Origin of the sequence: Aeromonas sp. S18(2024) (genome assembly GCF_041402525.1) — a bacterium.
GTDB classification, from domain to species: Bacteria; Pseudomonadota; Gammaproteobacteria; order Enterobacterales; family Aeromonadaceae; genus Aeromonas; species Aeromonas enteropelogenes.
Genome location: NZ_JBGLQV010000003.1, coordinates 452,377 through 478,757 on the forward strand (window position 1 = coordinate 452,377; position 26,381 = coordinate 478,757).

At 61.9% G+C, this 26,381-nt stretch carries 20 protein-coding genes; 6 read left to right on the top strand and 14 right to left on the bottom strand.

The window, feature by feature from the left end; genetic code table 11:
* Positions 1-57: 57 nt before the first annotated feature.
* Positions 58-2,319 (top strand): LTA synthase family protein, encoded by a 2,262-nt coding sequence (locus ACB034_RS08275; protein WP_371172564.1) that lies wholly within the window; start codon positions 58-60, stop codon positions 2,317-2,319.
* Between the two features lie 94 nt (positions 2,320-2,413).
* Here the strand turns inward: ACB034_RS08275 and ACB034_RS08280 are convergent, their stop codons facing one another.
* The 8 genes from ACB034_RS08280 to ACB034_RS08315 all read right to left on the bottom strand — a co-directional run bounded on the left by ACB034_RS08280 (position 2,414) and on the right by ACB034_RS08315 (position 11,687).
* Positions 2,414-2,731, bottom strand: a complete 318-nt coding sequence (locus ACB034_RS08280; RefSeq protein WP_042025987.1) for a heavy metal-binding domain-containing protein — start codon at positions 2,729-2,731, stop codon at positions 2,414-2,416.
* Between the two features lie 133 nt (positions 2,732-2,864).
* Positions 2,865-3,632, bottom strand: coding sequence for a cell division protein DedD (dedD, locus tag ACB034_RS08285; protein ID WP_042025986.1), 768 nt, complete (start codon positions 3,630-3,632; stop codon positions 2,865-2,867).
* A 74-nt stretch (positions 3,633-3,706) separates the two neighbouring features.
* Positions 3,707-4,966, bottom strand: a complete 1,260-nt coding sequence (gene folC, locus ACB034_RS08290; protein ID WP_371172565.1) for a bifunctional tetrahydrofolate synthase/dihydrofolate synthase — start codon at positions 4,964-4,966, stop codon at positions 3,707-3,709.
* Positions 4,967-4,968: 2 nt separating this feature from the next.
* Positions 4,969-5,832, bottom strand: coding sequence for an acetyl-CoA carboxylase, carboxyltransferase subunit beta (accD, locus tag ACB034_RS08295; RefSeq protein WP_026458562.1), 864 nt, complete (start codon positions 5,830-5,832; stop codon positions 4,969-4,971).
* A 119-nt stretch (positions 5,833-5,951) separates the two neighbouring features.
* Positions 5,952-6,761, bottom strand: coding sequence for a tRNA pseudouridine(38-40) synthase TruA (truA, locus tag ACB034_RS08300; RefSeq protein WP_223377276.1), 810 nt, complete (start codon positions 6,759-6,761; stop codon positions 5,952-5,954).
* 141 nt (positions 6,762-6,902) lie between these two features.
* Positions 6,903-9,107 (bottom strand): FimV/HubP family polar landmark protein, encoded by a 2,205-nt coding sequence (locus ACB034_RS08305; protein ID WP_042071712.1) that lies wholly within the window; start codon positions 9,105-9,107, stop codon positions 6,903-6,905.
* A gap of 287 nt (positions 9,108-9,394) precedes the next feature.
* Positions 9,395-10,411, bottom strand: coding sequence for an aspartate-semialdehyde dehydrogenase (locus tag ACB034_RS08310; RefSeq protein WP_026458493.1), 1,017 nt, complete (start codon positions 10,409-10,411; stop codon positions 9,395-9,397).
* A gap of 154 nt (positions 10,412-10,565) precedes the next feature.
* Positions 10,566-11,687 carry a 4-phosphoerythronate dehydrogenase gene (locus ACB034_RS08315; RefSeq protein WP_371172566.1) on the bottom strand — a complete coding sequence of 374 codons (1,122 nt, stop codon included), beginning with the start codon at positions 11,685-11,687 and terminating at the stop codon, positions 10,566-10,568.
* Between the two features lie 251 nt (positions 11,688-11,938).
* Between ACB034_RS08315 and ACB034_RS08320 the strand changes: the two genes are divergently transcribed.
* From ACB034_RS08320 to ACB034_RS08330, 3 genes are all read left to right on the top strand, one after another.
* Complete coding sequence (locus ACB034_RS08320; protein WP_371172567.1) at positions 11,939-12,667, top strand: phosphatase PAP2 family protein; 729 nt, start codon at positions 11,939-11,941, stop codon at positions 12,665-12,667.
* Positions 12,668-12,749: 82 nt separating this feature from the next.
* Positions 12,750-13,430, top strand: a complete 681-nt coding sequence (gene rnt, locus ACB034_RS08325; RefSeq protein WP_342012532.1) for a ribonuclease T — start codon at positions 12,750-12,752, stop codon at positions 13,428-13,430.
* Between the two features lie 231 nt (positions 13,431-13,661).
* Entirely contained in the window at positions 13,662-14,984 is a 1,323-nt protein-coding gene (locus tag ACB034_RS08330) for a Na+/H+ antiporter family protein (protein WP_371172568.1), read from the top strand.
* A gap of 376 nt (positions 14,985-15,360) precedes the next feature.
* Here ACB034_RS08330 and purL read toward each other — a convergent pair whose 3' ends face one another.
* Entirely contained in the window at positions 15,361-19,278 is a 3,918-nt protein-coding gene (gene purL, locus ACB034_RS08335) for a phosphoribosylformylglycinamidine synthase (protein ID WP_371172569.1), read from the bottom strand.
* A 149-nt stretch (positions 19,279-19,427) separates the two neighbouring features.
* Here purL and mltF point away from each other — a divergent pair, with 149 nt between their 5' ends.
* On the top strand, positions 19,428-20,918 hold the full coding sequence (gene mltF, locus ACB034_RS08340; RefSeq protein ID WP_026456140.1) for a membrane-bound lytic murein transglycosylase MltF: 1,491 nt from the start codon (positions 19,428-19,430) through the stop codon (positions 20,916-20,918).
* 174 nt (positions 20,919-21,092) lie between these two features.
* Positions 21,093-21,239, top strand: coding sequence for a hypothetical protein (locus tag ACB034_RS08345; protein ID WP_167335329.1), 147 nt, complete (start codon positions 21,093-21,095; stop codon positions 21,237-21,239).
* 48 nt (positions 21,240-21,287) lie between these two features.
* Here ACB034_RS08345 and ACB034_RS08350 read toward each other — a convergent pair whose 3' ends face one another.
* From ACB034_RS08350 to hisS, 5 genes are all read right to left on the bottom strand, one after another.
* Positions 21,288-21,515, bottom strand: a complete 228-nt coding sequence (locus ACB034_RS08350) for a zinc ribbon domain-containing protein (protein ID WP_026456141.1) — start codon at positions 21,513-21,515, stop codon at positions 21,288-21,290.
* A 115-nt stretch (positions 21,516-21,630) separates the two neighbouring features.
* On the bottom strand, positions 21,631-23,127 hold the full coding sequence (gene der, locus ACB034_RS08355; protein ID WP_042025972.1) for a ribosome biogenesis GTPase Der: 1,497 nt from the start codon (positions 23,125-23,127) through the stop codon (positions 21,631-21,633).
* A gap of 74 nt (positions 23,128-23,201) precedes the next feature.
* Entirely contained in the window at positions 23,202-24,386 is a 1,185-nt protein-coding gene (bamB, locus tag ACB034_RS08360; protein WP_371172570.1) for an outer membrane protein assembly factor BamB, read from the bottom strand.
* Positions 24,379-25,029, bottom strand: a complete 651-nt coding sequence (locus ACB034_RS08365) for a tetratricopeptide repeat protein (protein ID WP_042025969.1) — start codon at positions 25,027-25,029, stop codon at positions 24,379-24,381. Before ACB034_RS08365 ends, bamB begins: the two co-directional genes overlap by 8 nt.
* A 3-nt stretch (positions 25,030-25,032) precedes the next feature.
* Positions 25,033-26,310, bottom strand: coding sequence for a histidine--tRNA ligase (gene hisS, locus ACB034_RS08370; RefSeq protein ID WP_026456143.1), 1,278 nt, complete (start codon positions 26,308-26,310; stop codon positions 25,033-25,035).
* Positions 26,311-26,381: the final 71 nt, after the last annotated feature.

A 26,381-nucleotide genomic window follows, 5' to 3' on the forward strand; every position in this document is an offset into this window, starting at 1 on the left:
GTCAAACAGTATGCGGATACACGCTTTCTCTCTCACTCGCTCAAAGGACGAGCTCATATGAACGTCTCCTCCTCAGGCCGCCCGACGGGCCGCATCCTGAGTCTGCCCACCCTGCTGCTCGCTCTGCTGTGCGCACTGCTGCTGTTTACCCTGGTGTTACCCCTCCTCAATCCGGGCAGCTGGCTCGGCCGTGGCCAACCGCTGGTGCTGGGGCCCGCCGATCAGCCCCTGGCGACCCTCACCCGCCACTCGCTGCTCTATAAAAGCGACAGCCGTGGCCTCTATCTGGTGGTACGCAGCCAGTGGCAACTGCTCAAACCGCTGCAACCCGAGGACAGGGTGCGGGTCGAGCTGCTCAATGACAAGGGGGAGCGGATCGACCAGCTGAGCCAGCGGGTCGACAAGCGTCAGCGTTGCCGACAGGCCCGCTGCACCCTTGACCTCAACAGTACCTTGCGGGCACCGGACGATGCCCTCGCCAGCCGCTATCAGCTGCGTATCGGCCTGCTGCTGGCAGACCGCCCCGAGAGCGCCGAGTTCAGCCAGATCCTGCAAACCCTGCCGGAACGGGGATTCAATCTCACCTATCTGTTCACCAGCCTGGTGCTGGTGCTGGCCTTAAGCGCCGTCGTGCTCAGGGTACTGATGCCCAGACTCAGGCGCAACATGCGCTGGCGGGTGCTCGGCAGCCTGCTGCTCGGCAACCTCACCTTCGTGCTGCTGCACGGCTTCGTGGTGTTCAAGCTGGGGGAATTTCTGCTCTGGTCCGGTTTTCGACCGGAACACTACTATCTGGCCTGGGCCAGCATGGTGCTGGGCTGGGGCCTGTGCGCCCTGGCGGGGTTCAACCTCTATATGGGGCTGGTCTTCACCGCCCTCTCCGGCATCGGCCTCTTGGCCAACTTCATGAAGATTGCCATCTATGGGGTACCCCTTGGCGGGGATGACCTTGGCAACCTGCTGGCCCTGGTGCGGATCCTGCTCGATCAGCACCCGGTGTTGCCAATATTAGCCACTTTGCTGGCGCTGTTTCTGTGCTGGCGCTTCGCCCTGTCACGCTGGGTGCTGCGCACCGCCGCCGCCACCGCCGCATTTTTTGCCCTGTGCGTATTTGCCACCCAGACCGGCAACAAGCTGCTGGGAGCCAACATTCGCTACGTGGACAGGGCGGTCAACTATCACAGGGACATCATCCGCTCCGGCCCCGGCCTCTATCTGTTCAACCTGGTGGACGAGATGCTGCAAAGCGGCAGCGTGTTTCGCTATCCGCTGCAGATCAACGAGCTGACGCCGCAGTTGAGCCACCCTCCCCAAGGAATCGCGCCGCGCTGGGATCTGGTGATCGTGCTGCAATATGAATCACTGATGCTCGACTGGCAGGGACGGATCTGCGCCCCTGCCCCCACCTTGCACCTGCCCGCCAGCGTGCAGCAGTGGCGCAAGACCATCCACTCCCCCACCACAGGGGGCATGACGGTGCTGGCGGAGTTCGAGATGAATACCGGTCTGCCGGTGGGCCTGTTCAAACAGGGGGTGGTGCCCTACTACTACCTCTCTGAGCAGGTGCCCGGGCTGGCCCAAAGCGCCAGGCAAAGCGGTTACAAAACCCTGTTCGCCCACCCCTATGTGGAGAAGTTCTGGGGCCGCGCCAAGGCCATTCCGGCCCTTGGCTATGAGGAGCGCTGGTTCGATACCCGCTTCACCACCCTGGAGCACAAGGGACTCTATATCTCGGATGATGCGCTGATCGACCATCTGCTCAAGCGCAGCGAGCAGGACAGCCAACCCCTGTTTGCCTATGCGGTCACCATGCAGGGGCACGGCCCCTTCGATGGCCCCCGCTATCAGGGACAGGAACTCAATGGCGCCTGCCCGACCCAGAGCGAGTCAGACAAACAGCTGCTCAACACCTACTACACCGGGGTGGTGGATGCCATGGCATCCCTGGAGCGACTGATCAAGACCCTGGATCAATCGGGCAAGCGCTACCTGGTGGTGGCCTTTGGCGATCACCAGCCCTTCCTGATGTCGGCGGGCAAGGGCATTCACGGCGACAAGCCGCCGCGCGATGCCAGCTACCAGATCCCCATGATGGCCTTTGCCCGGGCCGACGATCCCCTTTCGTTGGCTCAGCAGTTTGCCCCGGTGCGCCAGCTTTACCAGATGGGCCAGGCCACCCGCCAGCTGCTGGCAGGGGATATCACCCCCATCACCGACCGGCCCCTGCTCCACCCGGTACTGGGAGAAGAGAAGGGGTTCGAGGTATCCCCCCTGGTGCCCCAGATCCGTGCCAGTTTCCGGCCAGACGCCCTGCCCTGAGTCTCCTTCAGCTGAATACACAAGAGGCCGCAGTTGCGGCCTCTTTCATAAAACGGCGATCTATTGCTCCGGCATTGACTGGAGCATCACTCGCTTACACCACCACGGCGGTACCGCTGATGCTGACCATCAGCATGCTGCCACTCTGGCCCACCACTTCGTAGTCGATATCGATCCCGACCACGGCGTTGGCGCCGAGCGCCGCGGCGCGCTCCTTGAGCTCATCAAAGGCGATCTCCCGGGCCCGGGCCAGCTCCTTTTCATAGGCACCGGAGCGGCCGCCGATGATGTCGCGGATCCCGGCGAACAGATCCTTGAACACGTTGGCCCCGAGAATGGCTTCGCCAACTACGATGCCGCGGTATTCACGTATGCTCTTGCCTTCCAGGGTGGGGGTGGTGGAGAGGATCATCTTGTACTCCTGCAGGTAACGGAGGAGCCAGCCTACCCCAAGTGGCCGCAAATCCCAACCCGCACGCCAGCCGCACACTTGCGGATAAAAAAACACCGCGCACGGGGCGCGGTGTGTTTGTCGTTGGCCGGCGTTACGGATTGTAGGAGACGACCGAGCCACTGAGGCCCGTCATCTGGGCGATCCGTCCCTGCATCCCCTGCAGCTTGGCCTTGGAGACATCCGGACCGATAAAGACCCGGTTGAGTTGGCCCTGCACCGGCGTGCGCGGCGAGGTGTGGGCCGAGTAGCCCGCCGCCCGCAGCTTGCTCACCAGCGCATTGACGCTGTCGACATTCTTGAAAGCCCCGAGCTGGAGGATCCAGCTGCCCTGTGCCGGCGCGGGGGCTGGCTGGGTCGGCGTGTTCATCTTGCTCTCGATCAAATCGTCGAGGGACTTGATCTGGCCAGCCTGTGGCTTGGGCGGCGTCTTGACCACTTCGGCCGGCTTGGCAGGCTCGGGCTTGACCACCGGCTTGGGTGGCTCGACCGGTTTCTTGGCGACCACCTCGGGCTTGGGTTGCGGTTTGGGTTGTTCGACTGGTGCAGGTGCCGTTGGCTGAGCGGCGCTGCCCTGCCCCTGGTTTGCCAGGGTCATGGGATCGGCGATCTCTTCCACCTGCCACTGCTGGGCCGCCGAGGCCTGCTGCTGGCTGGCCTGATGCTCGGCAGGCAGGGTGCTGGCCGCAGAAACCTGCAGCTCGGGACGAGCGGGCTCCAGTTCAGGGCGCAGCGGGATCTTGGCGAATGCCTCCTCCTTTTGCGCCAGCTTCTGCCCATCCAGCAGATCCGGCAGGAAAATGACGACCAGGGCCACCAGGATGACGGTACCCACCAGACGGTTTTGAAACTTAGAGGCCAAGTTGAATCCTACCTTTGCGTAACTCAATATGCGATCTGGCTCCCCGCCAAAGGGCCGGGGAGCCGGGGTGTGACCTAGACGGCGACACCCGCCAGAATGTCGGCGACAGTGTAAAACGAACCAAACACAATGACCATATCATCAGGACTCGATGCGGCCAACGCGGCAGCATAGGCCTGCCCCACATCGTCAAAGGGGGTCGCCGGCCCCCGCTCGTAGCCAAGGGCCGCCGCCAGCTGGGCCGCACTCGCAGCCCGCGGGCCGCTCAAGCTCGCCAGATACCACTCGCCGATGAGGCCATCTAGCTCGGCCAGCGACCCCGCCATGTCCTTGTCTTTGAGCATGCCGACCACGGCCCGGCGCACGCCTTTGCAAGGGATCTGGCGCAGCTGGCTGGCCAGATAGGTCGCCGAATGGGGATTGTGGGCCACATCGACGATGACCAACGGCGCTGTTTGCAGCTGTTGCATCCGCCCGGCCAGGCGGGCATTCGCCAACCCTTCGCGGATGGCAGACTCCGGCAGCGGCAGACCCAGGGATTCCAGCGCAGCCAGCACGGTCACCGCGTTCATCAGCGGCAGGGCCGGTTTGGGCAGATCGCACCAGTGGTTGAGACCGTGATAATCCCAACCGCTGTCGTGCTCATCACCACGAAAGTCGATGCCGACCTGACGCAAATTGGCACCGATGCGCTGTGCTTCGCTGGCAATGGTGGCTGGCGGATTGGGCTCACCGCTGATGGCGGGTTTGCCGGCGCGATAGACGCCCGCTTTTTCCACGGCCACCGCCTCCCGGGTATCCCCCAGCCAGTCGCAGTGATCGAGCGCAATGGAGGTGATCAGGGCCACATCGGATTCCACCACATTGGTGGCATCGAGCCGGCCGCCCAGCCCCACTTCCAGCAGCAGTACGTCCGGCGCGGCGCGGCGAAACAGCCAGAGCCCAGCCAGGGTGGCAAACTCGAAGAAGGTGAGGGCCGTCTCGCCACGGGCCGCTTCCACTTCGGCAAACGCGGCGCAGTGATCGTTATCGGCCAGCTCTTCACCGTTGATCCGCACCCGCTCGGTGAAACGCAACAGATGAGGGGAGGAGTAGACGCCGACCTTATAGCCCGCCGCCATCAGGATGCTGGCCGCCATGGCGCAGCTGGAGCCCTTGCCGTTGGTGCCCGCCACAGTGATCACCTTGAACGGCAGCTCGGTGAGCCCCATACGACGGGCGACGAGACCGACCCGATCCAGCCCCATGTCGATATTGACCGGGTGGATCTGCTCCAAATAAGAAAGCCAGTCGACCAGCGACCGGCTTTGGGATTGTTGCATGTTTGAGCTCATCTTTACTCTTCGATGACGTGCGTATTCATCAGTTTGGCAAGCAGGCTGGCCAGACGATTGCGCATCTCGCGACGGTCGATGATGAGGTCGATGGCGCCCTTCTCCAGCAGGAACTCGGAGCGCTGGAAGCCTTCCGGCAACTTCTCGCGCACGGTCTGCTCGATGACTCGCGGACCGGCAAAGCCGATCAACGCCTTGGGTTCGCCCACGTTGACGTCACCCAGCATGGCGAGACTGGCGGAAACGCCACCCATGGTGGGGTCGGTCAATACAGAGATATAGGGCAGGCCCGCCTTGGAGAGGCGATCCAGCGCCGCGCTGGTCTTGGCCATCTGCATCAGGGAGAACAGGGCCTCCTGCATGCGGGCACCGCCAGAGGCGGAGAAGCAGACCAGGCCGCGACCATCCTTCAGGCACTCCTCGACGGCGCGCACGAAACGGGCACCGACCACGGAGGACATGGAGCCGCCGATGAAGGAGAATTCGAATGAACAGGCAACGACCGGCACCCCTTTGAGGGTCCCTTTCATTACCACCAGCGCATCTTTCTCTCCCGTCTCTTTCTGAGCGGCAGACAAACGATCCTTGTAGCGCTTGGAATCCTTGAATTTCAATACGTCATGGGGCTCCAGCTCGGCACCGACTTCGGTCCGATCCTGCTCGTCGAGGAAGCTCTCGAGACGGGCACGGGCGCTGATGCGCATATGATGATCACACTTGGGGCACACTTCGAGGTTGCGCTCCAGTTCTGCCCGGTAGAGCACCTGTTCACAAGCACTGCACTTGGTCCACACCCCTTCCGGAATGTTGTGACGACGAGGGGCAGTGATCTTGCTCTTGGGAAGAATCTTCTCAAGCCAGCTCATGGAATTCCTTAATGCTTTTGTGCCTGACAACACGCATCGAGCCTTGGTTGTTCAATGACTTAATAGCTCGATGGCAACAAATGACGGGTCATTAAACCACAATTTTTCGGGCGCAGTTACTAAAAACTGGTCGTACCCGGTGCCGAGTCCGGCAGCCACAGTGGACCGAGCGGCACCCGCGGCAGGGCAAGCTCTGCCGGGTAATCCACGTCCACCAGATAGAGACCACCGGCCTTGGCGGTCGGCCCTGCCAGGTTGCGATCTTTAGCCGCCAACACCTCGGCGATCCACTCCACAGGTTTGAGTCCCTGCCCCACCAGCAGCAGTGAACCTGTGATGTTGCGAACCATGTGGTGCAAGAAGGCGTTGGCGCGGATATCGAGCACCACATAGGGCCCCTGACGGCTGACGCACAGGTGGGTCACATTGCGCCACGGGGTCTTGGACTGGCAACCGATGGCCCGAAACGAGCTGAAATCCTGCTCACCAAGCAGATATTGGCCGGCCTGGTGCATCAGCTCGGCATCGATGGTCTCGTGGTAGTGGCTGACGCCGCTACCGAGGATCGCCGGGCGATAGTTGTGGTTGTAGATGACATAACGGTAGCGGCGGGCAGTGGCGCTGAAGCGGGCGTGGAACGCCTCGTCCACCTCCTTGACCCAGCGCACGGCGATATCCGGCGGCAGGTTGGAGTTGAGCCCCAGGGTCCAGGCGGACTCGCTGCGGATCGCGTGGGTATCGAAGTGGATCACCTGACCGGTAGCATGGACTCCGGCATCGGTTCGGCCCGCACACTGGATGGAGACCGGATGATTGGCGATGCGGCTGAGGGCTTTTTCCAGCTCTTCCTGCACGCTGATCACTTCGCGCTGACGCTGCCAGCCAAAATACCGGCTGCCGTCATATTCAATACCTAGGGCAATTCGCATGGATAAACTTGTCTTGTTGTAAAAGGACGGTGAAAGAAAACTGGCGGATTATACGCGCCTCGTCTCAAAAATCCCAAAAAGCCGAAAGAAAAGGGGCAGCCTGCCGGCTGCCCCTGTCGTCATTGTCTTGCAGGCGCTGGTCTAGCCAAGGCGCTTGAGCAGCTTCTCGGCTTCGGCGCGCTGGTGATCGCTTCCCTGCTCCACCGCCTCTTGCAGCAGCTCGCGGGCGCTATCCTTGTCGTCGATCTCGAGGTAGGCGCGGGCCAGATCCAGCTTGGCCCCCACGCCGCCATCGTCGGCGTCCACGTCAAACCCGGTGGACTCCGGCAACACTTCGGGGAAACCGTCCAGCCCCACGTCCAAGGAGAAGTTCTGGTAAGGCTCCTGCTCGGGCACACCGGCATCGGCTTCGGCCAGCAGCTTGTCAATCTCGACGTAGCCGTTCTCCTCGGCCTGCTCGCGCGGCTGCACATCGCTCGGATGAGACTCCACCTCGGTGAATGCATCTTCGAAATCGGCCAGTGCCAGTTCGTTGGGATCCCACTCCAGATCCGGTTTGGCATCCTGGGCACCGGTAGGCTCCAGACCAAGCTCGGCCAGCATCTCGTCGGCACTGCTGTCGGCGCTCAGTTCGATCGCCTCATCACCCTTCGCCTCTTCACTCTTCACCTCATCGGCGGGAGCGTCGAAGGCACTCTCGAAATCGCTGAGATCGAAGCTTGCCAGCTCATCATCCGCCTCTTTATCGGTGGCGTGCTGGTTCAGTTCGGGTTCGATATCTGCAGCAAGATCGGCATCCAGCTCGGCAAACAGGGCCGCTTGCAGCTCCTCTTCGCTCATGATCTCGTCGGCGGCATCCGGCTTGGGATTGAACTCACCGGCCAGATCCATGGCGGGTTCACTGTCCAGCGCCACCGGTTCGTCATGCTCCAGATCGAGGTCGGGCACCAGATCCGGATCGCGGCTCGCACTCTGGGCCGGCATCCGCTCAGGCTCGAAGCCTTGCAGCTCCATCTCGCCCTCATCGCTGAACACCAGATCCACATCCGCTTTTTCCGGCTCGTCCGGTGCAAAGCCGTCCGGGGTGTTGAGATCCGGCACCACTGGGCGCACCGGTTCGTTGTCGGTCACATCGACGCTGAGCAGGTCGTCAAACTCGTTGCGATCCTGATCCATCATCATGGCGGTGGATTCGGAGAGGCTCTTCTCCTGCTCTTCCAGCTCACGGCGGGCACGAGCACGCAACCACAGGGTCACCATCGCCAATACCAGCAAGACCGGCAGCAGGATGATCATGGCCAGGTTGAGCGGCGAAGAGAGCAAGTCCATCAGCCAGTTCTGCTTGGGTTCTGGTTCGGCCGCCACCGGCGGTACCGGTTTGGCCTTGAGTTCGGCAATCTCTTTTTGCAGTGCGGTCTGATCCTGCAACTGGGCCTTGAGGGTTTCCACCTCCTCGGTCAAGGATTGCAGACGCAGCTTGAGCCTGTGGTTCATCTCGGTCATCTGGCCGAGCTGGGCATTGGCATCTTCCAGCGCCAGCGCCATCTCGGTCGCCGGTTGGCCCACCGGCTTGTCGAGATCGGACGGCAACGGGGTCGGTGCCGTTTCGGCTGCCGCACTCGGGGCCGGGGCCACCGCCTCTTTCGGGGCGGGTTCGCTTACCTTGGCCACTTCCTGCGGTTGTGCCTTGGGTTCGACGACAGGTGCAGGAATGGGCGCCGGCTTGACGACCGGAGCGGGAGCCACAGGCGCTTTCACGGATTCGGGTTTGACCGGCTCAGGCTTGGCAGGGGCCGCCTTGGCCACCACGGGCTTGGCGGTATGAGCCTGCTTGTCAGCCAGATATTTGGGGCTCAGCCCCTTCCAGCTGGCGTTGTCACTGCGGAACTTGGCGCGGGCCTCGGCATCCGTGATGACACTCGCTTCTGCCGTAGTGGGCAGCAAGATGCGGGACCCCACCAGGATATGGTTGATGTTGCCATCGGCGAAGCTGCGAGGGTTTTTCTCGTAGATGGCAACCATGGTCTGGTAGACGCTGACCCGGCTGGAGGGGCGGTACTTGTTCGCCAGGCTCCAGAGGGTATCGGTCGGACGGATCGGGCCATAGCTGCCCGCATTGGCGGTGGCGACCTGACGAACCACGGGCTGGGCGGTGGCACGCACCGGTTGTGCCACGGGTCTTGCTGCCGGCTCGGCCTGCTGCTGGGTATTGACGGCAGGCGCTTCAGGCTGATCAGGGCCTTTCAGCTCGACAAAAAAAGGCGCGCGCGCAGGATCTTCGGCCTGGGCCGGGCCCAGCAGGCCCAGTGCGAGTAGCGTTGCCAACGTTATGCGGGAATGTCCCATATTCGTTCCTTCGTATGACGGCCCTATCACATTGAAAAATCTGGATAGTTACCCCAAAACAATCGGTTCAATATAAATCAGGCTTGCATCGCAAGCCAGCAGTCCGACACATTTAGCACCCAACTTGTTCCTGAGTGTAGGAAAAAACTTAATCAGTTGATATCACAACAGAATCTGGATGCAACGTAGTGCGGCCCCGGTCACACCCGGATCAGGTGCACCAGCGCCGGTATCGGGTGCCCAGGTACGCGGCGCTCCCTGCCGCGTCCCCATACTGCCTTCAGCCCTTACAGATAGTCGCGCACCAGCAATTCGGCAATCTGTACGCTGTTGGTGGCGGCGCCCTTACGAACGTTATCGGCCACGATCCACATATTTACACCACAAGGGTGAGAAATATCCTGGCGGATCCGGCCCACCAGCACCTCATCCTTGCCGGTTGCGTCGCGCACCGGGGTCGGATAATCCTCTTCCTCGTCAAACAGGGTCACGCCGGGAGCATGGCGCAGCAGATCCTTGACCTGCTCGGCATCCAGCGGCTGGTGCAGCTCGACGTGGACCGCCTCGGCATGGCCGTAGAACACCGGCACCCGCACGCAGGTAGGGTTCACGGCGATGCTGGCATCCCCCAGGATCTTCTGGGTCTCCCATACCATCTTCATCTCTTCACGGGTGTAGCCATTGTCGGTGAAGCTGTCGATCTGCGGAATGAGGTTGAAGGCGATCTGCTGCGGATAGAGACTCGGTTCCACCGGACGGCCGTTGAGCAGCTGGGCGGTCTGGCCGGCCAGCTCGCTCACCCCCTCCTTGCCGGAACCGGAGACGGACTGGTAGGTCGCCACGTTGATGCGGGCGATGCCCACCTCGTCGTGCAGGGGCTTGAGCGCCACCAGCATCTGGATGGTGGAGCAGTTCGGGTTGGCGATGATGTTGCGGTTGCGAAAATCCGCCAGGGCGTCCGGGTTCACTTCCGGGATCACCAGCGGAATATCTTCGTCGTAACGGAAGCAGGAGGTATTGTCGATGACGATGCAGCCGTGCTCGGCGGCAACCGGCGCCCACTTGGCGGATGCCTCGGCACCGGCGGAGAAAAGGGCGATCTGCACCTGGCTCCAGTCAAACTCCTCGACATCCTGGATCTCGAGGTTCTTGCCATCAAAGCGCACGGTTTCCCCGGCGCTGCGGCTGGAGGCCAGCGGATAGAGGGTCGCCACCGGGAACTCGCGCTCCTCCAGGATCTCGATCATCGCCTGACCCACGGCGCCGCTTGCGCCCAATACCGCTACGTTAAACTGCTGGCTCATTCTGTTCTCCTCTAGAAAGGTGCGATGGCGCCGACAGGCGCCATGGTCGGCAGACTGATGTCTGCCTGAAACGTCCGAACCGGTGCAAGGAACTCGGCACCGGTTCGGTAATAACTTGGCAATCACGCGCGAATGGCCGCTTTGGGCCACCCGATCAGGGCCGGGAGATATCGAATCCCAAGGCCCCCAACGCCGCGCTGGCATGCTCCCCCCCGATCTGCAGGGAGGATAGTTCACGGCGCTCCGGGTAGTGCTTGCGCTGGGCATCGAAACTGCCGGGCTGCCCCAGCCGGTTGCGAAAACGGGCATCATCGCGGCGCACGTCATAAATAAGGTGCACCAGCTGCTTGATCAACGCCTGATCCGGCGCCCGGCCCGGCTCGACCAGCCGCACATCGGGCGGCGGCAGGAGGCGGCGCAGATCCTGGCGCGGCTCGCGCCCCAGCTGGCGGCAGAGCGCCTCATAGAGCATCCAGGTGCCACGGGCCTTGCCCTCCAGGCTGTAGCCCGCAATATGGGGCGTGGCGATCTCGGTATGAGGCACCAGCGCCTGCAACGGCTCGGGCTCCCCTTCCCACACATCCATTACCAGCCGCAGCGGTTCAGGCCCCTGTTGGCGGGCAAGCAGCGCCCGGTTGTCCCACACCTCGCCGCGGGAGGCGTTGATAAGGATCTGGCCTGCGGGCCGCCTGGCAATCTCCTGCTCCCCCAGCAAATGGAAGGTGGCATCCGGCCCCTCGCGGGTGATGGGCACGTGGAAGCTGATGATATCGGCGCCAAGGGCGCTCTGGTAATCCACATACTCCCCCGCCGCGCCACTGCGGGCCTTGGGCGGATCGCAGCGCAGCACCTTCATGCCGAGCGCCTCGGCCTTGGTGGCCACGCACTCGCCCGTGTTGCCGGCACCGATCACCGCCAGGGTCAGGTTGGCGAGCACCAGTTCGTAGCGCTCGGCCAGCACCAGCAAGGCGCTCAGCACATAGTCACCGACCGAATACTTGTTGCAGCCGGGGGCACTGAAAAAGGGGATGTGGCGACTCGCCAGGAGCGCCTTGTCCACATGATCCGTCCCTATGGTGGCGGTACCGACGAAGCGCAATTTGGGACAATCCGCCAGCAGGGCGGCATCGACCCGGGTGACGGAGCGCACCAGGAGGACGTCGGCATCCTGCAGATCCTGCGCCTGCATCTGCCGCCCTGGCAGGGGGACGACCTCACCGAATTCGGCAAACAGCTCCACGGCGTGGGGCATATTCTCATCAACGACTATTTTCATCGGGCTCTCTTTGGTCAATACCGCCAGCGCGCGCCATTCTAGCCCAAAGCCAGTCAGGATTTCAGCCCGTTACGCAATAACAGTGCCAGCGCGTCCCGATTTCAGCGCGGCGGTACACACAACAACCAGATGGAGGGCGCTATGTGGCCGATTGTGTAAGCAGAGGTAACAAGGAGGCAACAGACTTTGCCCTCCCGGTTGCCCGCTGGCACAATGACCCTCTTTTGCCATCGCCCTTGTTTCTTTTCTTTATGTCGCCACAGCTTCACGCCACCGCCCTCACTCGCCGTCAGGTAGCCGGTTTCAGCGCCCTGCTGATCCTTCCCCTGCTGCTGCTCGTCTGCCTGCCCTGGCAACCTTTTATTCCCGCGCTGCTGCATGAGGACTGGCTATGGTGGCTCTACGCCCTTACCCGTACGGTCGATCTCCCCGGTATCGCGGTAACAGGCGCTGTGTTGCTGCTGCTGACCCGCCACAAGCTCAAGTTGGATCACGCCGCCTTCGTGGCCCTCGCCGGCGCCCTGTTTGCCCTGCTGGCCTGTGACTGGCTCCTCAAGAGCCTCATCAAGCACCTGACCGAGGAGCCCAGGCCCTATCTGCTCTGGCTCGAGAGCCAATCCCTCATCCCGGCGATCAAGACCTTCTACACCAGCGCCACCGAGCTGCGCAGCGAACAGGTCCATGCCGCCAGTCAGTTGCTGGCCCTGCCCGACTGGCTGGGTCATCACTGGCAGGCAGAGGTGAACTACGCCTTCCCCTCCGGCCACAGCATCGCCGCCATCGCGCTGGCCCAGTTTTTCGGCCTGATCTGGCTGGCCCGAGCCCCCGAGGGAGTCTGGCTGCTCCCCCTGTGGGCACTGGGAATTGGTCTGTCTCGGATGCTGCTCGGCATGCACTGGCCCATTGACGTGCTGGCCAGCGCCCTGCTTGGCGCCTTCATCGCCCTCATTGCGGCGCGCTGGTGGCTGCGCCGCTACTAGGTCGCCCCCTCTGGCCAGACGGGGGGACAAGCACCGGCTTTTTTGCCATAATGCCGCCCTGTTTTACGCCGACCGAGATCCCATGACCGACGCAGTTCATACCCTCAAGGGCCGTTTTCGTGGTTTTTACCCCGTCGTCATCGATGTTGAGACCGCAGGTTTCAATGCCAAAACCGATGCCCTGCTCGAAATCGCCGCTTATACCCTGAAAATGGATGAGCAGGGCTGGCTCGTGCCCGACCAAATCTTCCACTTTCATGTCGAGCCGTTCGAAGGGGCCAATCTGGAGAAGGCCGCACTGGAGTTCACCGGCATCGACCCCTACAACCCGCTGCGCGGGGCCGTCTCAGAGAAAGAGGCGCTGACCGAGATCTTCAAGGGCATTCGCAAGGGGATGAAGGAGCAGGATTGCGGCCGCGCCATCATAGTGGCCCACAACGCCACCTTCGATCATGGCTTCGTCATGGCCGCCGCCGAGCGGGCCGGGCTCAAGCGCAATCCGTTCCACCCGTTTGCCACCTTCGATACCGCCGCCCTGTCCGGGCTGGCCCTCGGCCAGACAGTGCTGGCCAAGGCGTGTCAGGCGGCCCGCATCCCGTTCGACAACAAAGAGGCCCACTCCGCCCTCTATGACACGGAGCGCACCACGGATCTCTTCTGCCATATTGTCAACCGCTGGAAGAGCATGGGGGGCTGGCCTCCCGCCCAGGTGGATGAAGAGACCACTGATGCCCCTGCCAACGACGATGCGCAGGATGCATAAACCAAAGGCTGCCATGGGCAGCCTTTTTGCTTTTTGGCCATGAGGCCGGGGCCTCTTCCTGGCCCCATTCTGACCAGCACAGAGACGAACCGCGGAGATAAATCCCGTACAGGATCAACTTTGTGCCAGATGCCGCTCTCTCCTGATTTTTTTCTCGACATTTGTCACATTTTTCGCAAACTAGCTCTCTTTCATATGACAGACAGCAATCACAAACTATAAGGAAATCAAATGAATCCTGTTGTTGTCGCAGTGGGGCTGATGCTGGTGCTCAGCCTGCTGCGGATCAATGTGGTGGTCTCCCTCGCCCTGGGCGCCATTGCCGGCGGCCTGGTCGGCGGGCTCTCGCTGACCGACACCCTCAGCACCTTCAGCGGTGGTCTGGGTGGCGGTGCCGAAATCGCCCTCTCCTACGCCATGCTGGGTGCCTTCGCCGTCGCCATCTCCCGCTCCGGGATCACCGACCTGCTGGCGCGCAAGGTGATCAGCCAACTGGGCAAGGATGCCAGCAGCTCCCGTATCCTCTGGGTCAAGGCTCTGCTGCTTTGCTCCATCCTGGCCGTCGCCATCTCTTCCCAGAACCTGATCCCGGTTCATATCGCCTTCATTCCGATCCTGATCCCGCCCCTGTTGCACGTGATGGCACAGATGCGGATAGACCGTCGCCAGGTAGCTTGCGTCATCACCTTCGGCCTGACCGCGACCTATATGCTGTTACCGGTCGGCTTTGGCGGCATCTTCCTGAACAACATTCTGGCCAAGAACCTGATCGACAACGGCGTCGCCATCACCACCAGCCAGATCCCGATTGCCATGGCCATCCCGGTCGGCGGCATGGTGCTGGGTCTGCTGGTGGCCGTCTTTATTAGCTACCGCAAGCCCCGTCAGTATGATCTGGCCAAGATCCTGGATGCCGAGCCGGAAGCCGTCGAGCTCAACCTCACCCACATCTGGGTTGCCTTACTGGCCATCGCCGTGGCCCTCGGCCTGCAGCTGATGACCAACAGCATCGTCCTGGGTGCCCTGGCCGGTTTCGTCATCTTCACCTGTGGTGGCGTCATCAAGTTCCGCGAGAGCCAGGATGCCTTCACCCAGGGGGTGCGCATGATGTCGCTGATTGGCTTCATCATGATCTCCGCCGCCGGGTTTGCCGCCGTGATGAAGGCCACCCACGGGGTCGAAAGCCTGGTGCAGGTCGTTGCCTCCAGCATCGGCCAGCACAAAGGCATCGCCGCCTTCCTGATGTTGCTGGTGGGTCTGCTTATCACCATGGGGATTGGCTCCTCCTTCTCCACCGTGCCCATCATCGCCACCATTTATGTGCCCCTCTGCCTGCAGCTGGGCTTCTCCCCCATGGCGATCATCGCCCTGGTCGGCACCGCCGGCGCGCTGGGCGACGCAGGCTCCCCCGCCTCGGACTCTACCCTGGGCCCGACCTCGGGCCTCAATGCCGATGGTCAGCACGACCATATCTGGGACAGCGTGGTGCCCACCTTTATCCACTACAATATCCCGCTCATCATCTTCGGCTGGATTGCCGCCATGGTGCTCTAAGCGCGAGATATCCGGTTGGATAAAGAGATGCAAAAGGCGACCTCGGGGTCGCCTTTTTACTGCCTGCCGCCGACTACTAATGGAAGAGTGCCCGCACACTCAGGCTTTGCCTCATGTCAGGGGAACAGACAAGCTGGCCCCCCGCATCTCTTTATGTTCCTCTTCTCTTGTTTCTCTTGTCGCTCGCTCGTTGAGGTCACAAGCGCCCCTTCTCCTTATTCCCTTTCTTGCCGTTGCCAGCCCGACGACAACCACAGGGTAAATCCGTTGCCAACAAAGCACCTTCGATCCCGCACTACCAGCCTTATGGCAGCTCCCCCGATCAAGATAAAAAAAGGCCGCTCATTGAGCGGCCTTTTGATGGGCAGTGTCGGGATTAACCCAGACGAACCCGGGCATTGCGGAACATCCGCATCCAGGCGCCATCCTCGCCCCAGTTGTCCGGGTGCCAGGAGTTGGCCACGGTGCGGAACACCCGCTCCGGGTGCGGCATCATGATGGTGGCGCGACCATCCGTGGTGGTCACGGCGGTGATGCCGTTCGGCGAACCGTTCGGGTTGGCCGGGTACTGTTCGGTCACGTTACCGCGGTTATCCACGAAACGCAGCCCCACCAGACCGCTGGCTTGCAGCGCCGCCAGGTGAGCGGCATCACGCACCTCCACCCGCCCTTCCCCGTGGGAGACGGCGATCGGCATCACCGAGCCTGCCATGCCTGCGAAGAAGGCGGACGGAGAGTCCTGTACTTCCACCAGGCTGAAGCGGGCCTCGAAGCGCTCGGAGCGGTTGCGCACGAAGCGCGGCCACAGATCGGCCCCCGGGATGAGCTCGCGCAGGTTGGACATCATCTGACAGCCGTTGCAGACACCGAGCGACAGGGTATCGCCGCGCTCGAAGAAGCGCTGGAACTGCTCGCGGGCGCCCTCGTTGAACAGGATGGACTTGGCCCAGCCCTCGCCCGCCCCCAGCACGTCGCCATAGGAGAAGCCACCACAGGCCACCAGGGTCTGGAACTGCTCCAACTTGATACGACCGGAGAGGATATCGCTCATATGTACGTCGACGGCGGTGAAGCCGGCGCGGTCAAACGCCGCCGCCATCTCCACGTGGGAGTTGACCCCCTGCTCGCGCAGCACCGCCAGACGGGGCGAGACACCTTTGGCGATATAGGGCGCCGCCACATCGTCGACCGGGTTGTAGCAAAGCCTGGCCTGCAGGCCAGGATCGGTGGCGTCCTGACGGGCGGCATTCTCCTGATCCGCGCACTCGGGGTTGTCGCGCAGGCGCTGCATCTGCCAGCTGGTCTCGCCCCAGATGGTGCGAAGGGCGGTGCGGCTGGCGCGATAGACCTCCTGACCGGCCCGCTGCAGGGTGATGAGATCCCCCTCACGCACCGTGCCGAGCACGTGGGAGCAGGCCGCCAGACCGTGACCGGCCAGCAGGGTCATCACCGCTTCCTTGTCTTCACGGCGCACCTGGATGACGGCACCCAGCTCCTCGTTGAACAGGGCCGGCAGCAAGTCGCCACCGATGCGATCCAGTTGCAGGTCGAGGCCGCAGTGACCGGCGAAGGCCATCTCCACCAGGGTGACGAACAGGCCGCCATCGGAGCGATCGTGGTAGGCAATCAGCTTGCGATCGGCCACCAGCGCCTGGATGGCGTTGAAGAAGCCCTTGAGCTGGACCGGGTTGTCCAGATCCGGCGCCTTGTCACCCAGCTGGCGATAGACCTGAGCCAGGGCGGAGGCGCCGAGGCGCTGCTTGCCGTTGCCAAGGTCGATGAGGATAAGGTCGGTTTCACCGAGATCGGTACGCAGTTGCGGGGTGACGGTGTTGCGCACGTCTTCGACCCGGGCAAAGGCGGAGATGAGCAGGGAGAGCGGCGAGGTGACGCTTTGCTCCTTGCCATCCTGCTGCCAGCGGGTCTTCATGGACATGGAATCCTTGCCCACCGGAATGGTGATGCCAAGGGCCGGGCAGAGCTCTTCACCCACTGCCTTGACCGCCTCGTAGAGACCGGCATCTTCCCCCGGGTGACCAGCAGCGGCCATCCAGTTGGCGGAGAGCTTGACCCGCTTGAGCGAACCGATGTGGGCCGGCGCCAGGTTGGTCAGGGCCTCGGCCACCGCCATACGGGCGGAAGCCGCATGAGACAGCAGCGCCACCGGGGTGCGCTCGCCCATGGACATGGCTTCACCATGGTAGCTGTCGTAGGTGGCGGCGGTGACGGCGCAGTCGGCCACCGGGATCTGCCAGGGGCCGACCATCTGGTCGCGGTTGACCAGACCGGTCACAGTGCGATCGCCGATGGTGATGAGGAAGGATTTCTCCGCCACGGTGGGCAGACGCAATACCCGCTCGGCGGCGTCGCCGAGGGTGATGCCATCCAGTTGCAGCGGCTTGCCCTGGGCGGGCAGACTCTGCACCTCGCGGTGCATCTTGGGGGTCTTGCCGAGCAGCACATCGAGCGGCAGATCGATGGGGTGGTTGTCAAAGTGCTGATCGGAGAGAGTCAGGTGCTTCTCTTCAGTGGCGGTACCGATGACGGCATAGGGAGCGCGCTCGCGCTCGCACAGGGCCTTGAACAGCGGCAGCTTGTCCTGGGCGACGGCCAGTACGTAACGCTCCTGGGATTCGTTGCACCAGATCTCCAGCGGACTCATGCCCGGCTCGTCGTTCGGGATGGCACGCAAATCGAAGCGACCACCGCGATCGCCGTCGCTCACCAGCTCCGGCATGGCGTTGGAGAGGCCACCGGCGCCCACGTCGTGAATAAAGACAATGGGGTTGTCATCACCCAGTTGCCAGCAGCGGTCGATCACCTCCTGGCAACGGCGCTCCATCTCGGGGTTGTCGCGCTGCACCGAGGCAAAGTCGAGATCTTCTGCCGACTGACCAGAGGCCATTGAAGAGGCCGCTCCGCCGCCCAGGCCGATGTTCATGGCCGGTCCACCCAGCACGATGAGGGCGGCCCCCACCGGGATCTCCCCTTTCTGGACGTGCTCGGTACGGATGTTGCCGATACCGCCCGCCAGCATGATGGGTTTGTGGTAGCCACGCACCTCGACGCCATTGTGGCTCGGCACCTCCTCTTCGAAGGTACGGAAATAACCGAGAATGGCTGGACGACCGAACTCGTTGTTAAACGCCGCCCCGCCGAGCGGCCCTTCCTGCATGATGTCAAAGGCGCTGACGATGCGGCTCGGCTTGCCGAAGTCCTGCTCCCAGGGCTGCTCGAAGCCGGGGATGCGCAGGTTGGAGACGGAGAAGCCGACCAGACCCGCCTTGGGCTTGGCACCGCGGCCGGTGGCGCCCTCGTCGCGAATTTCGCCGCCAGAACCGGTGGCAGCGCCCGGGAACGGAGAGATGGCGGTCGGGTGGTTGTGGGTCTCCACCTTCATCAGGATGTCGACCTGCTCCTGATGGTACTGGTACTCACCGTTGGCCGGGCTCGGGAAGAAGCGGCCGGCCTGGCTCCCTTCCATCACGGCAGCGTTGTCTTTATAGGCAGACAGGACATGATCCGGCGTCTGCTCGAAGGTGTTCTTGATCATCTTGAACAGCGACTTGGGCTGCTGCTCACCATCTATGGTCCAGTCGGCGTTGAAGATCTTGTGGCGGCAGTGCTCCGAGTTTGCCTGGGCAAACATGTAGAGCTCGATGTCGTTGGGGTTGCGGCCAAGCCTGGTGAAGTTCTCCACCAGATAGTCGATTTCGTCATCGGCCAGGGCCAGACCCAGGGCCACATTGGCCTCCACCAGGGCCGCGCGGCCACCGGCCAGCACATCTACCTGGGTAAAGGGGCGCGGCTCGTGATGGGCAAACAGGGCTGCAGCCTGCTCCATCTCGCCAAACACCACTTCCATCATGCGATCATGCAGCACGGCCGCTACGTCGGCACGCTGGGCGGCGCTCAGTTCACCCTTGGCCTGCACGTAATAGGCGATGCCGCGCTCGAGCCGCTTGACCTGGGTCAGGCCGCAGTTGTGGGCGATGTCGGTTGCTTTGGAAGACCAGGGGGAGATAGTGCCGGGGCGGGGGGTAACGAGAAACAGCTGACCGCTGGGGGTGTGTTCGGGGATGGTAGGGCCGTAGCGCAGCAGCTGGCCCAAGGTCGCTCGCTCGGGGGGCGACAGCGGGCTGGTCAGCTCGGCAAAGTGCACATATTCGGCATAGATCCCTTCTATCTCTACTCCTCTCTCCGGTTCACTCTCTGCCGCTATCTGCGCGAAGCGTTGCAGCAGTTTTTGGACTCGAAACTCAGACAGTGCAGGGGCACCACGCAAGATATCCATATGACCTTTCTCACCAAGTTTTAAAGTGGGGGGGAATTGAGACGCGCGTATTATAGGGATCTGGCTCACAGCGGACAAACGTTTTTCTAATTTGATGCAGTGTGACTCGACGCACACTCTCTGGTATAAAGGTGCCTCTTTTTTGACAAATGCCGATTTTTTCAACAAAGGTACTCACCTACTTGCGCTGCATTTTTCGACTGTTTATCGGGTTGATGTTGACGCTGGCCCTGGGTGGCTGTGACTTCTATACCCCCTCCAGCCAGCTGGAGCAGATCCGCCAACGGGGCGAGATCCGGGTTGGCACCCTCTACGGCCCCACCTCCTATTACCAGCGGGACGACATCGCCCAGGGCTTCGATTACGAACTGGCCAAGAATTATGCCGACTGGCTGGGGGTCAAGCTCACCATAGTACCGGTCAACACCGCCGACGAGCTGGTAGCCCTGCTGCAAAAAGACAAGCTGGATCTCGCCGCCGCCGCCATCATGGTCACCCCGGAGCGGCGCGCACTGCTGCGCTTTGGTCCCGGCTTTTATCAGGTCTCCCCCAAGCTGGTTTATCGCAACGGCAAGCCCAAGCCTGCTTCCCTGAACGACATCAAGGGCAAACTAGTGGTGGCCGCAGGCTCCAGCGGCGAAGATCTGCTCAAGGAGCTCAGCAAGGACTATCCCAACCTCAACTGGAGCACCCGCACCGATGCCGATGTGGAAGATCTGCTCAAACAGGTCGTAAAAGAAGAGATCGACTACACGATAGTGCAGGATACCGTGCTGGCTCGCACCCAGCGCTACTACCCCGAACTCACCGATGGCCTGACCCTGGCCCAGCAGCAAACCGTGGCCTGGGCCATGACCAAGCTGCCCGATGACAGCCTCTATGCCAGCGTCATCGACTTCTTCGGCCAGCGTTTCATGGATGGCGCCATCGCCAAGCTGGACGAGAAGTACTTCGGCCACGTGCAGAACTTCGACTTCGTCGATACCCGCACCTTCCTGAAGCGCGCCAAGAGCCTGCTGCCGAAATACCAGCCTCTGTTCCAGGCCTATGCCAAGAACATCGACTGGCGTTTGCTGGCCGCCATCAGCTACCAGGAATCCCACTGGGATCCCCAGGCCCGCTCCTATACCGGGGTGCGCGGCATGATGATGCTGACCGAACCCACCGCCAAGGCGATGGGGGTCAACGACCGGACCCATCCGGAGGAGAGCATCAAGGGGGGCGCCCTCTATCTGCAACACATGATGGAGAAGGTGCCCGACTCTGTGCCCGAGGATGAGAAGGTGTGGTTTGCCCTCACTGCCTACAACATCGGCTACGGCCACATGATGGATGCCCGTCGCCTGACCAAGGAACTCGGCAAGAACCCGGATGCCTGGGGCGACGTGAAAGAGGTGCTGCCGCTGCTGCAGCAGGCGCGCTGGCATCGCAAGGTACGCTATGGCTATGCCCGTGGCGGCGAGGCGCGTAACTACGTCAACAACGTGCGCCAGTATTACCAGAGCCTGCTGTGGCTCGACAACGAACAGCAGAAGGATCAGCAGCGGGAAAGTCTCGATCGGGATGACGACAGTCCGTCAGAGCCGGTAGAGCGGCCGACCATTATCGCCGAGGTAGTGAGCCGGATCACCCAGAGTTAACCTGCGGATCCCGCTGTTTTCGGCCAAATTTCTCTGCTACCATCTGATCACATCGGAGCCTATCTGAAATCGCATTGTTTTTCATAGCGTTGAGATATGCACTAACAGCAATTTCCGATGGGCTCCGCCAATGACCCAAGGCCGGGATGGCCACCCAATTGGGAGGAGACCAAGATGCAAAAACGTAGAAAAATCAGTCTGGTCAGAAAAGCAAAGAGCAGCTGGAGCCCCAGACGCAAACTCAAGCTTAATGACATGAAGCGCAAAATATGGCGCAGAAACCGCTCATTTACCCTGCTCATCGCTGAGCACACAGCATAAACCCGGCATTTGCCGGGTTTTTTTATCGCTTCTTTCGCTGACCAACCATCATGGCAACAGGGTCGCCTGGAACTGCACCGAGCGTTTCGAGACCAGACTGTTGCAGTGGTTGCAGAAGTAATCCACCGCGCCGCACGCCTTCAGCCGCTCCAGCTCCTGCTGGCAGGCGGGGCATAGCGCCGTGATGCGCACGTTGGCCTGACACTGGCCGCAGGTCTGTTCCTTGCTGCGGGTATCCAGTTCGGCCTGGCAGGATGGACAAAGCGGGGTTTCCATTTTCGACTCCTCGTAAAGTGAACCAGCCATGGGGTGGCCCATGGCTGGTTCCCCTTCCCTTGCGGATCCGGGAGAGCATAACAAAGCGGCTGCCGGTGAGGGCAGCCGCCATGGCTTATTTCTTCTTCATCTTCAACAGGCGTTTGCGCTGACGCTCCTGACTCAGGGTCAGGGTATTCTTCTTGCCCTCGAACGGGTTGACCGATTCCTGGAACTCGACCCGGATCGGGGTGCCCATGATCTTGAGGGACTTGCGGAAGTAGTTGATGAGGTAGCGCTTGTACGAATCCGGCAAGTCGTTGAGCTGGTTGCCGTGGATCACGATGCGCGGCGGGTTGTAACCACCGGCGTGGGCGTACTTCAGCTTGACCCGGCGACCGTTCACCATGGGCGGCTGGTGATCTTCCTGGGCCATCTGCATGATGCGGGTCAGCATGGCGGTGCTGGTACGGCGGGTCGCCGACTGGTACGCCTCCTGAATGGATTCGAACAGGTGGCCGACACCGCTGCCGTGCAGGGCTGAGATGAAGTGCACGCGGGCGAAGTCGATGAAGCCCAGACGACGGTCGAGCTCGTTCTTGACGTCCTCTTTCACCTTCTGATCCAGACCGTCCCACTTGTTCACCACCAGTACCACGGAGCGGCCGGTGTTGAGCACGAAACCGAGGATGCTCAAGTCCTGATCGGTGATGGTCTCCTGGGCGTCGATCACCAGCAGGCAGACGTTGGCATCCTCGATGGCCTTCAGGGTCTTGATGACGGAGAACTTCTCCACCGTCTCGTGCACCTTGCCACGACGACGCACACCGGCGGTGTCGATGATGACGTACTTCTGATCGTCGCGCTCCATCGGGATGTAGACGGAGTCGCGGGTGGTGCCCGGCATGTCATAGACGATGACCCGATCTTCACCCAGCATGCGGTTGGTCAGGGTCGACTTGCCGACGTTGGGGCGACCGACGATGGCAAACTTGATGGGCAGGTCGGCAAACGGGGTCTCCTTGGTGTCTTCCTTGGTATCCAGGTCACCGGCAGCCACCATGCGCAGCAGGGCTTCTTCGTCGAAGTCCTCCTCCTCTTCATCCTGCGCTTCTTCCCCGGCTACCGCACCGACCAGCTCCTCCAGGTGGGGCGCCAGAGCCAGCTCAAGCAGGCTCAATACACCACGGCCGTGGGCCGCCGCCATCTGGTACACCTCGCCCAGGGCCAGACCGTAGAACTCGGACACGGCGGAATCACCGTCGATGCCGTCGGTCTTGTTGGCCACCAGGAACACCTTCTTGTGGGACTTGCGCAGGTGCTCGGCGATGGCCTGATCCGCGGCGGTCAGACCGGCGCGGGCATCCACCATGAACAGCACCACGTCCGCTTCATCGATGGCCAGCAGGGACTGCTCGGCCATCTTCAGCTCGATGCCCTCTTCGGTGCCATCGATACCGCCGGTATCGACCACGATAAATTCCAGCTCGCCCAACTTCGCCTGACCGTATTTGCGGTCCCGGGTCAGACCGGGGAAGTCGGCAACCAGGGCATCCCGAGTACGGGTCAAGCGGTTAAACAGGGTGGATTTCCCCACATTGGGGCGGCCCACCAGGGCTACTACAGGAGTCATAAAAGCCTCATTCTCAAGACGACAAAGGCTCCGGGTCCGAAGACCAGGAGCCGGATATTCACATTTTCGGACGATCAGGGACGCTTGATGGCGTACAACTTGCCGTCACGGCTCTGCACATACAGGGTGTCACCATCCACCAGGGGGGCGGAATAGAGACCACTGCTGTCGAGCTGCTGCATCGCCTGGATGGTACCGTCGGTACGATCCAGCCAGTACAGGTATCCTTCCACATCACCCACCACCACATAGTCACCCAGGATGACAGGTGCGGTAACGGTACGATTCTCCAGCTGGGTATTGGACCACAGCTCCAGACCATTGCGACGGTCGATGGCAAACAGATGGCTGCGGCTGTCGGTCAGCACGATGGCATTGCCGGTCAGCGCCAGATCGCGGTAGCCGGAATACTTGCGCTTCCACACTTCGTCGCCGCTCATCAGCTTGCGGGCCATCAGCTGGCCGTTGTAGGCGATGGCATAGAGTTCATCACCGGCGATGAGCGGGCTGGCATCCACGTCCACCATGCGATCCAGCTCGGTGGCGCCGCGCGGGTCGGCCACCTTGGACTGGCGCACCGGCTGGCCGTTGCTCAGCAGCGCAATACCCACCTTGCCATCGGCACGGCCGTAAATGACGGCGCCGTTGGTGATGATGGGGGCACCGGTACTGCGCAAGGTCAGCGGCGGCTGCTCTTCGGAGAGCGACCACTGCAGCTTGCCTTCATCGGTATCGAGCGCCACCAGGCGACCGGAGGTGGTCAGCACCACCACACGGCCATCTTCCACCGCAGGGCTCGCCACCACTTCACCGGGCACCGAGGTCTGCCACAGCACCTCGCCGTTCTCCTCGTTCAGGGCGTAGACCACCCCGTTCTCGGAGCCGAGGAACAGCTTGCCATAACGGGCAACCAGACCGCCGGAGAGACGAGCGCTGCGCTTGTCGGCATTGATCGGCAGATCCGCCAGATCGACGCTCCACAGCTCCTTGCCGCTGGCGCGGTCGAAGGCGGTGACGTCGCCGTCACGGGCGGCGGCATAGATACGCTCCTCTTCCACCACCGGCTTGAGCTGGGAGTAGAAGTTGCCGATCCCGTCACCCACGGTGGAGGACCAGACGGTATCCGCCGTGAAGGAAGAGGTCACCTGCGGCAGGGGCGCCATCGGGGTGAGATCCTCTTCCGAACTGAACAGGGAACACCCCTGCAAAGCGAAGGAGACTGCCGCCCCCAACGCCATCATCTTGAATAGATTACGCATCCGCTGCCTCACCTGTGGTCGTGGCCGGCAAGGCCAGATCGTCCATCTTCAATTTGAGTTCCTGGCTGCCCTGCAGGCCGCCGGCATCCGCCGCCGCCTGATAGGCATCCCGCGCCTCTTCCAGCTTGCCCTGCCCCAGCAGGATATCGCCGCGCACTTCCGCCACCTGGGCCTTGAAAGCGTCGTTGTTGATCTTGCCAAGCTGGGCCAGCGCCTCGTCGGCCTTGCCCTGACCGTTCAGCACCCGGGCCAGACGCAGGGAAGCAAACGGACGAATGCTCTCGTCACCTGAGGAGGCCACCAGCGCAAGCTGCTCGGCAGCCAGGTCCAGCTTGCCCGCCTTCACAGCGGCTGAGGCCAGTTGCAGTGCAGCCATATCGCCGTAGGCATCGCCCTTGTTGGCGGTGACAAACTGCTGCGCCTGCTCAAGATCGGCAGCTTCGCCCTTTGCCAGCTGCTCCAGCACCTGGTTGTAAGAGCGGGAAGCGGCCTCCATGGTCTCTTGCTGATGCTGGTTGTAATAGCGCCAGCCGAACAGACCAACCAGACCGATCACGGTCCCGGCGATCACCGAGGTTCCGTTCTCTTTCCACCACTCCTTGATAACCTCAACCTGTTGTTCTTCGGTGGTATAGACTTCCACAGCTTACTCTCCTTTGGCTGCCAGCAGGGCAATGGCGGCATCGACCGTGACGGTCTGTTGCTCGGCCTGACCACGCAGATATTTGATGGTGATCTCCCCGTTTTGCACCTCGGTTTCACCGAGGATCAGGGCGATCGCCGCGCCGCTTTTGTCGGCACGCTTGAGTTGTTTCTTGAAGTTGCCGCCGCCGCAGTGGCTCATCAGGCGAAGATCTGGCAGCGCATCGCGCAGACGCTCGGCCAGCTGGAAGCCAGCCTGCTCGGTCCCCTCGCCCACCATGCAGAGGTAGACATCCACCGCCGGGCGGATATCGGCGTTGAGCTCGAGCGTTTCCAGCATCAGCACCAGACGCTCCATGCCCATGGCAAAGCCCACGGCCGGGGTCGGCTGGCCGCCCAGCTGCTCTACCAGACCGTCGTAACGGCCACCGGCACAGACGGTGCCCTGGGCACCCAGACTGTTGGTCACCCACTCGAATACGGTGAGGTTGTAGTAATCGAGACCACGTACCAGGCGCTCGTTCACTTCATACTGGATACCGGCAGACTCGAGCAGGCGCTTGAGCCCCTCGAAGTGAGCCAGGCTCTCCTCGCCCAGGTGATCGAACAGACGCGGGGCATTGACCAGGATAGCCTGGACTTTTTCATCCTTGGAGTCGAGCACCCGCAGCGGGTTGCTGTACATGCGACGCTGGCTGTCTTCGTCCAGCTGATCCTTGTACTGCTCCAGGTAGGCCACCAGGGCATCACGGTAAGCCGCACGCTCACTGCTCTGGCCCAGGGTATTGAGCTGCAGGGTGACGTGATCCTGGATGCCGAACAGACGCCACAGGCGGTGAGTCAACATGATGAGCTCGGCGTCGATATCCGGCCCGTTTATGCCAAACAGCTCGACACCAAACTGGTGGAACTGACGGTAACGGCCCTTCTGGGGGCGCTCGTGGCGGAACATGGGGCCCATGTACCACATGCGGCGTTCCTGGTTGTAGAGCAGGCCGTGTTCGATACCGGCGCGCACACAGCTGGCGGTCCCTTCCGGACGCAGGCTCAGGCTGTCGCCGTTGCGATCTTCAAAGGTGTACATCTCTTTTTCGACCACGTCGGTCACTTCACCGATGGCGCGCTTGAACAAATGCGTCTGCTCGACGATGGGCATGCGCACTTCGCTGTAACCATAACTGGCAACGACCTGGCGCAGGATCTGTTCAACTTTCTGCCATACCGGGCTCTGCTCCGGCAGGCAATCATTCATACCGCGAATAGCTTGGATCTGTTTTGCCACGTTGATACTCGAGAAAAAGAGGTAAAATTTGGCCGCATTATAGGGATTTTCACCCCCGAGGTAAAATCAGG

Coding starts and splice junctions, on each gene's coding strand:
- ACB034_RS08275 (WP_371172564.1), top strand. CDS start 58: ATGAACGTCTCCTCCTCAGGCCGCCCGACGGGCCGCATCCTGAGTCTG.
- ACB034_RS08280 (WP_042025987.1), bottom strand. CDS start 2,731: ATGATCCTCTCCACCACCCCCACCCTGGAAGGCAAGAGCATACGTGAA.
- folC (WP_371172565.1), bottom strand. CDS start 4,966: ATGAGCTCAAACATGCAACAATCCCAAAGCCGGTCGCTGGTCGACTGG.
- accD (WP_026458562.1), bottom strand. CDS start 5,832: ATGAGCTGGCTTGAGAAGATTCTTCCCAAGAGCAAGATCACTGCCCCT.
- truA (WP_223377276.1), bottom strand. CDS start 6,761: ATGCGAATTGCCCTAGGTATTGAATATGACGGCAGCCGGTATTTTGGC.
- ACB034_RS08305 (WP_042071712.1), bottom strand. CDS start 9,107: ATGGGACATTCCCGCATAACGTTGGCAACGCTACTCGCACTGGGCCTG.
- ACB034_RS08310 (WP_026458493.1), bottom strand. CDS start 10,411: ATGAGCCAGCAGTTTAACGTAGCGGTATTGGGCGCAAGCGGCGCCGTG.
- ACB034_RS08315 (WP_371172566.1), bottom strand. CDS start 11,687: ATGAAAATAGTCGTTGATGAGAATATGCCCCACGCCGTGGAGCTGTTT.
- ACB034_RS08320 (WP_371172567.1), top strand. CDS start 11,939: ATGTCGCCACAGCTTCACGCCACCGCCCTCACTCGCCGTCAGGTAGCC.
- rnt (WP_342012532.1), top strand. CDS start 12,750: ATGACCGACGCAGTTCATACCCTCAAGGGCCGTTTTCGTGGTTTTTAC.
- ACB034_RS08330 (WP_371172568.1), top strand. CDS start 13,662: ATGAATCCTGTTGTTGTCGCAGTGGGGCTGATGCTGGTGCTCAGCCTG.
- purL (WP_371172569.1), bottom strand. CDS start 19,278: ATGGATATCTTGCGTGGTGCCCCTGCACTGTCTGAGTTTCGAGTCCAA.
- mltF (WP_026456140.1), top strand. CDS start 19,428: ATGCCGATTTTTTCAACAAAGGTACTCACCTACTTGCGCTGCATTTTT.
- ACB034_RS08345 (WP_167335329.1), top strand. CDS start 21,093: ATGCAAAAACGTAGAAAAATCAGTCTGGTCAGAAAAGCAAAGAGCAGC.
- ACB034_RS08350 (WP_026456141.1), bottom strand. CDS start 21,515: ATGGAAACCCCGCTTTGTCCATCCTGCCAGGCCGAACTGGATACCCGC.
- der (WP_042025972.1), bottom strand. CDS start 23,127: ATGACTCCTGTAGTAGCCCTGGTGGGCCGCCCCAATGTGGGGAAATCC.
- bamB (WP_371172570.1), bottom strand. CDS start 24,386: ATGCGTAATCTATTCAAGATGATGGCGTTGGGGGCGGCAGTCTCCTTC.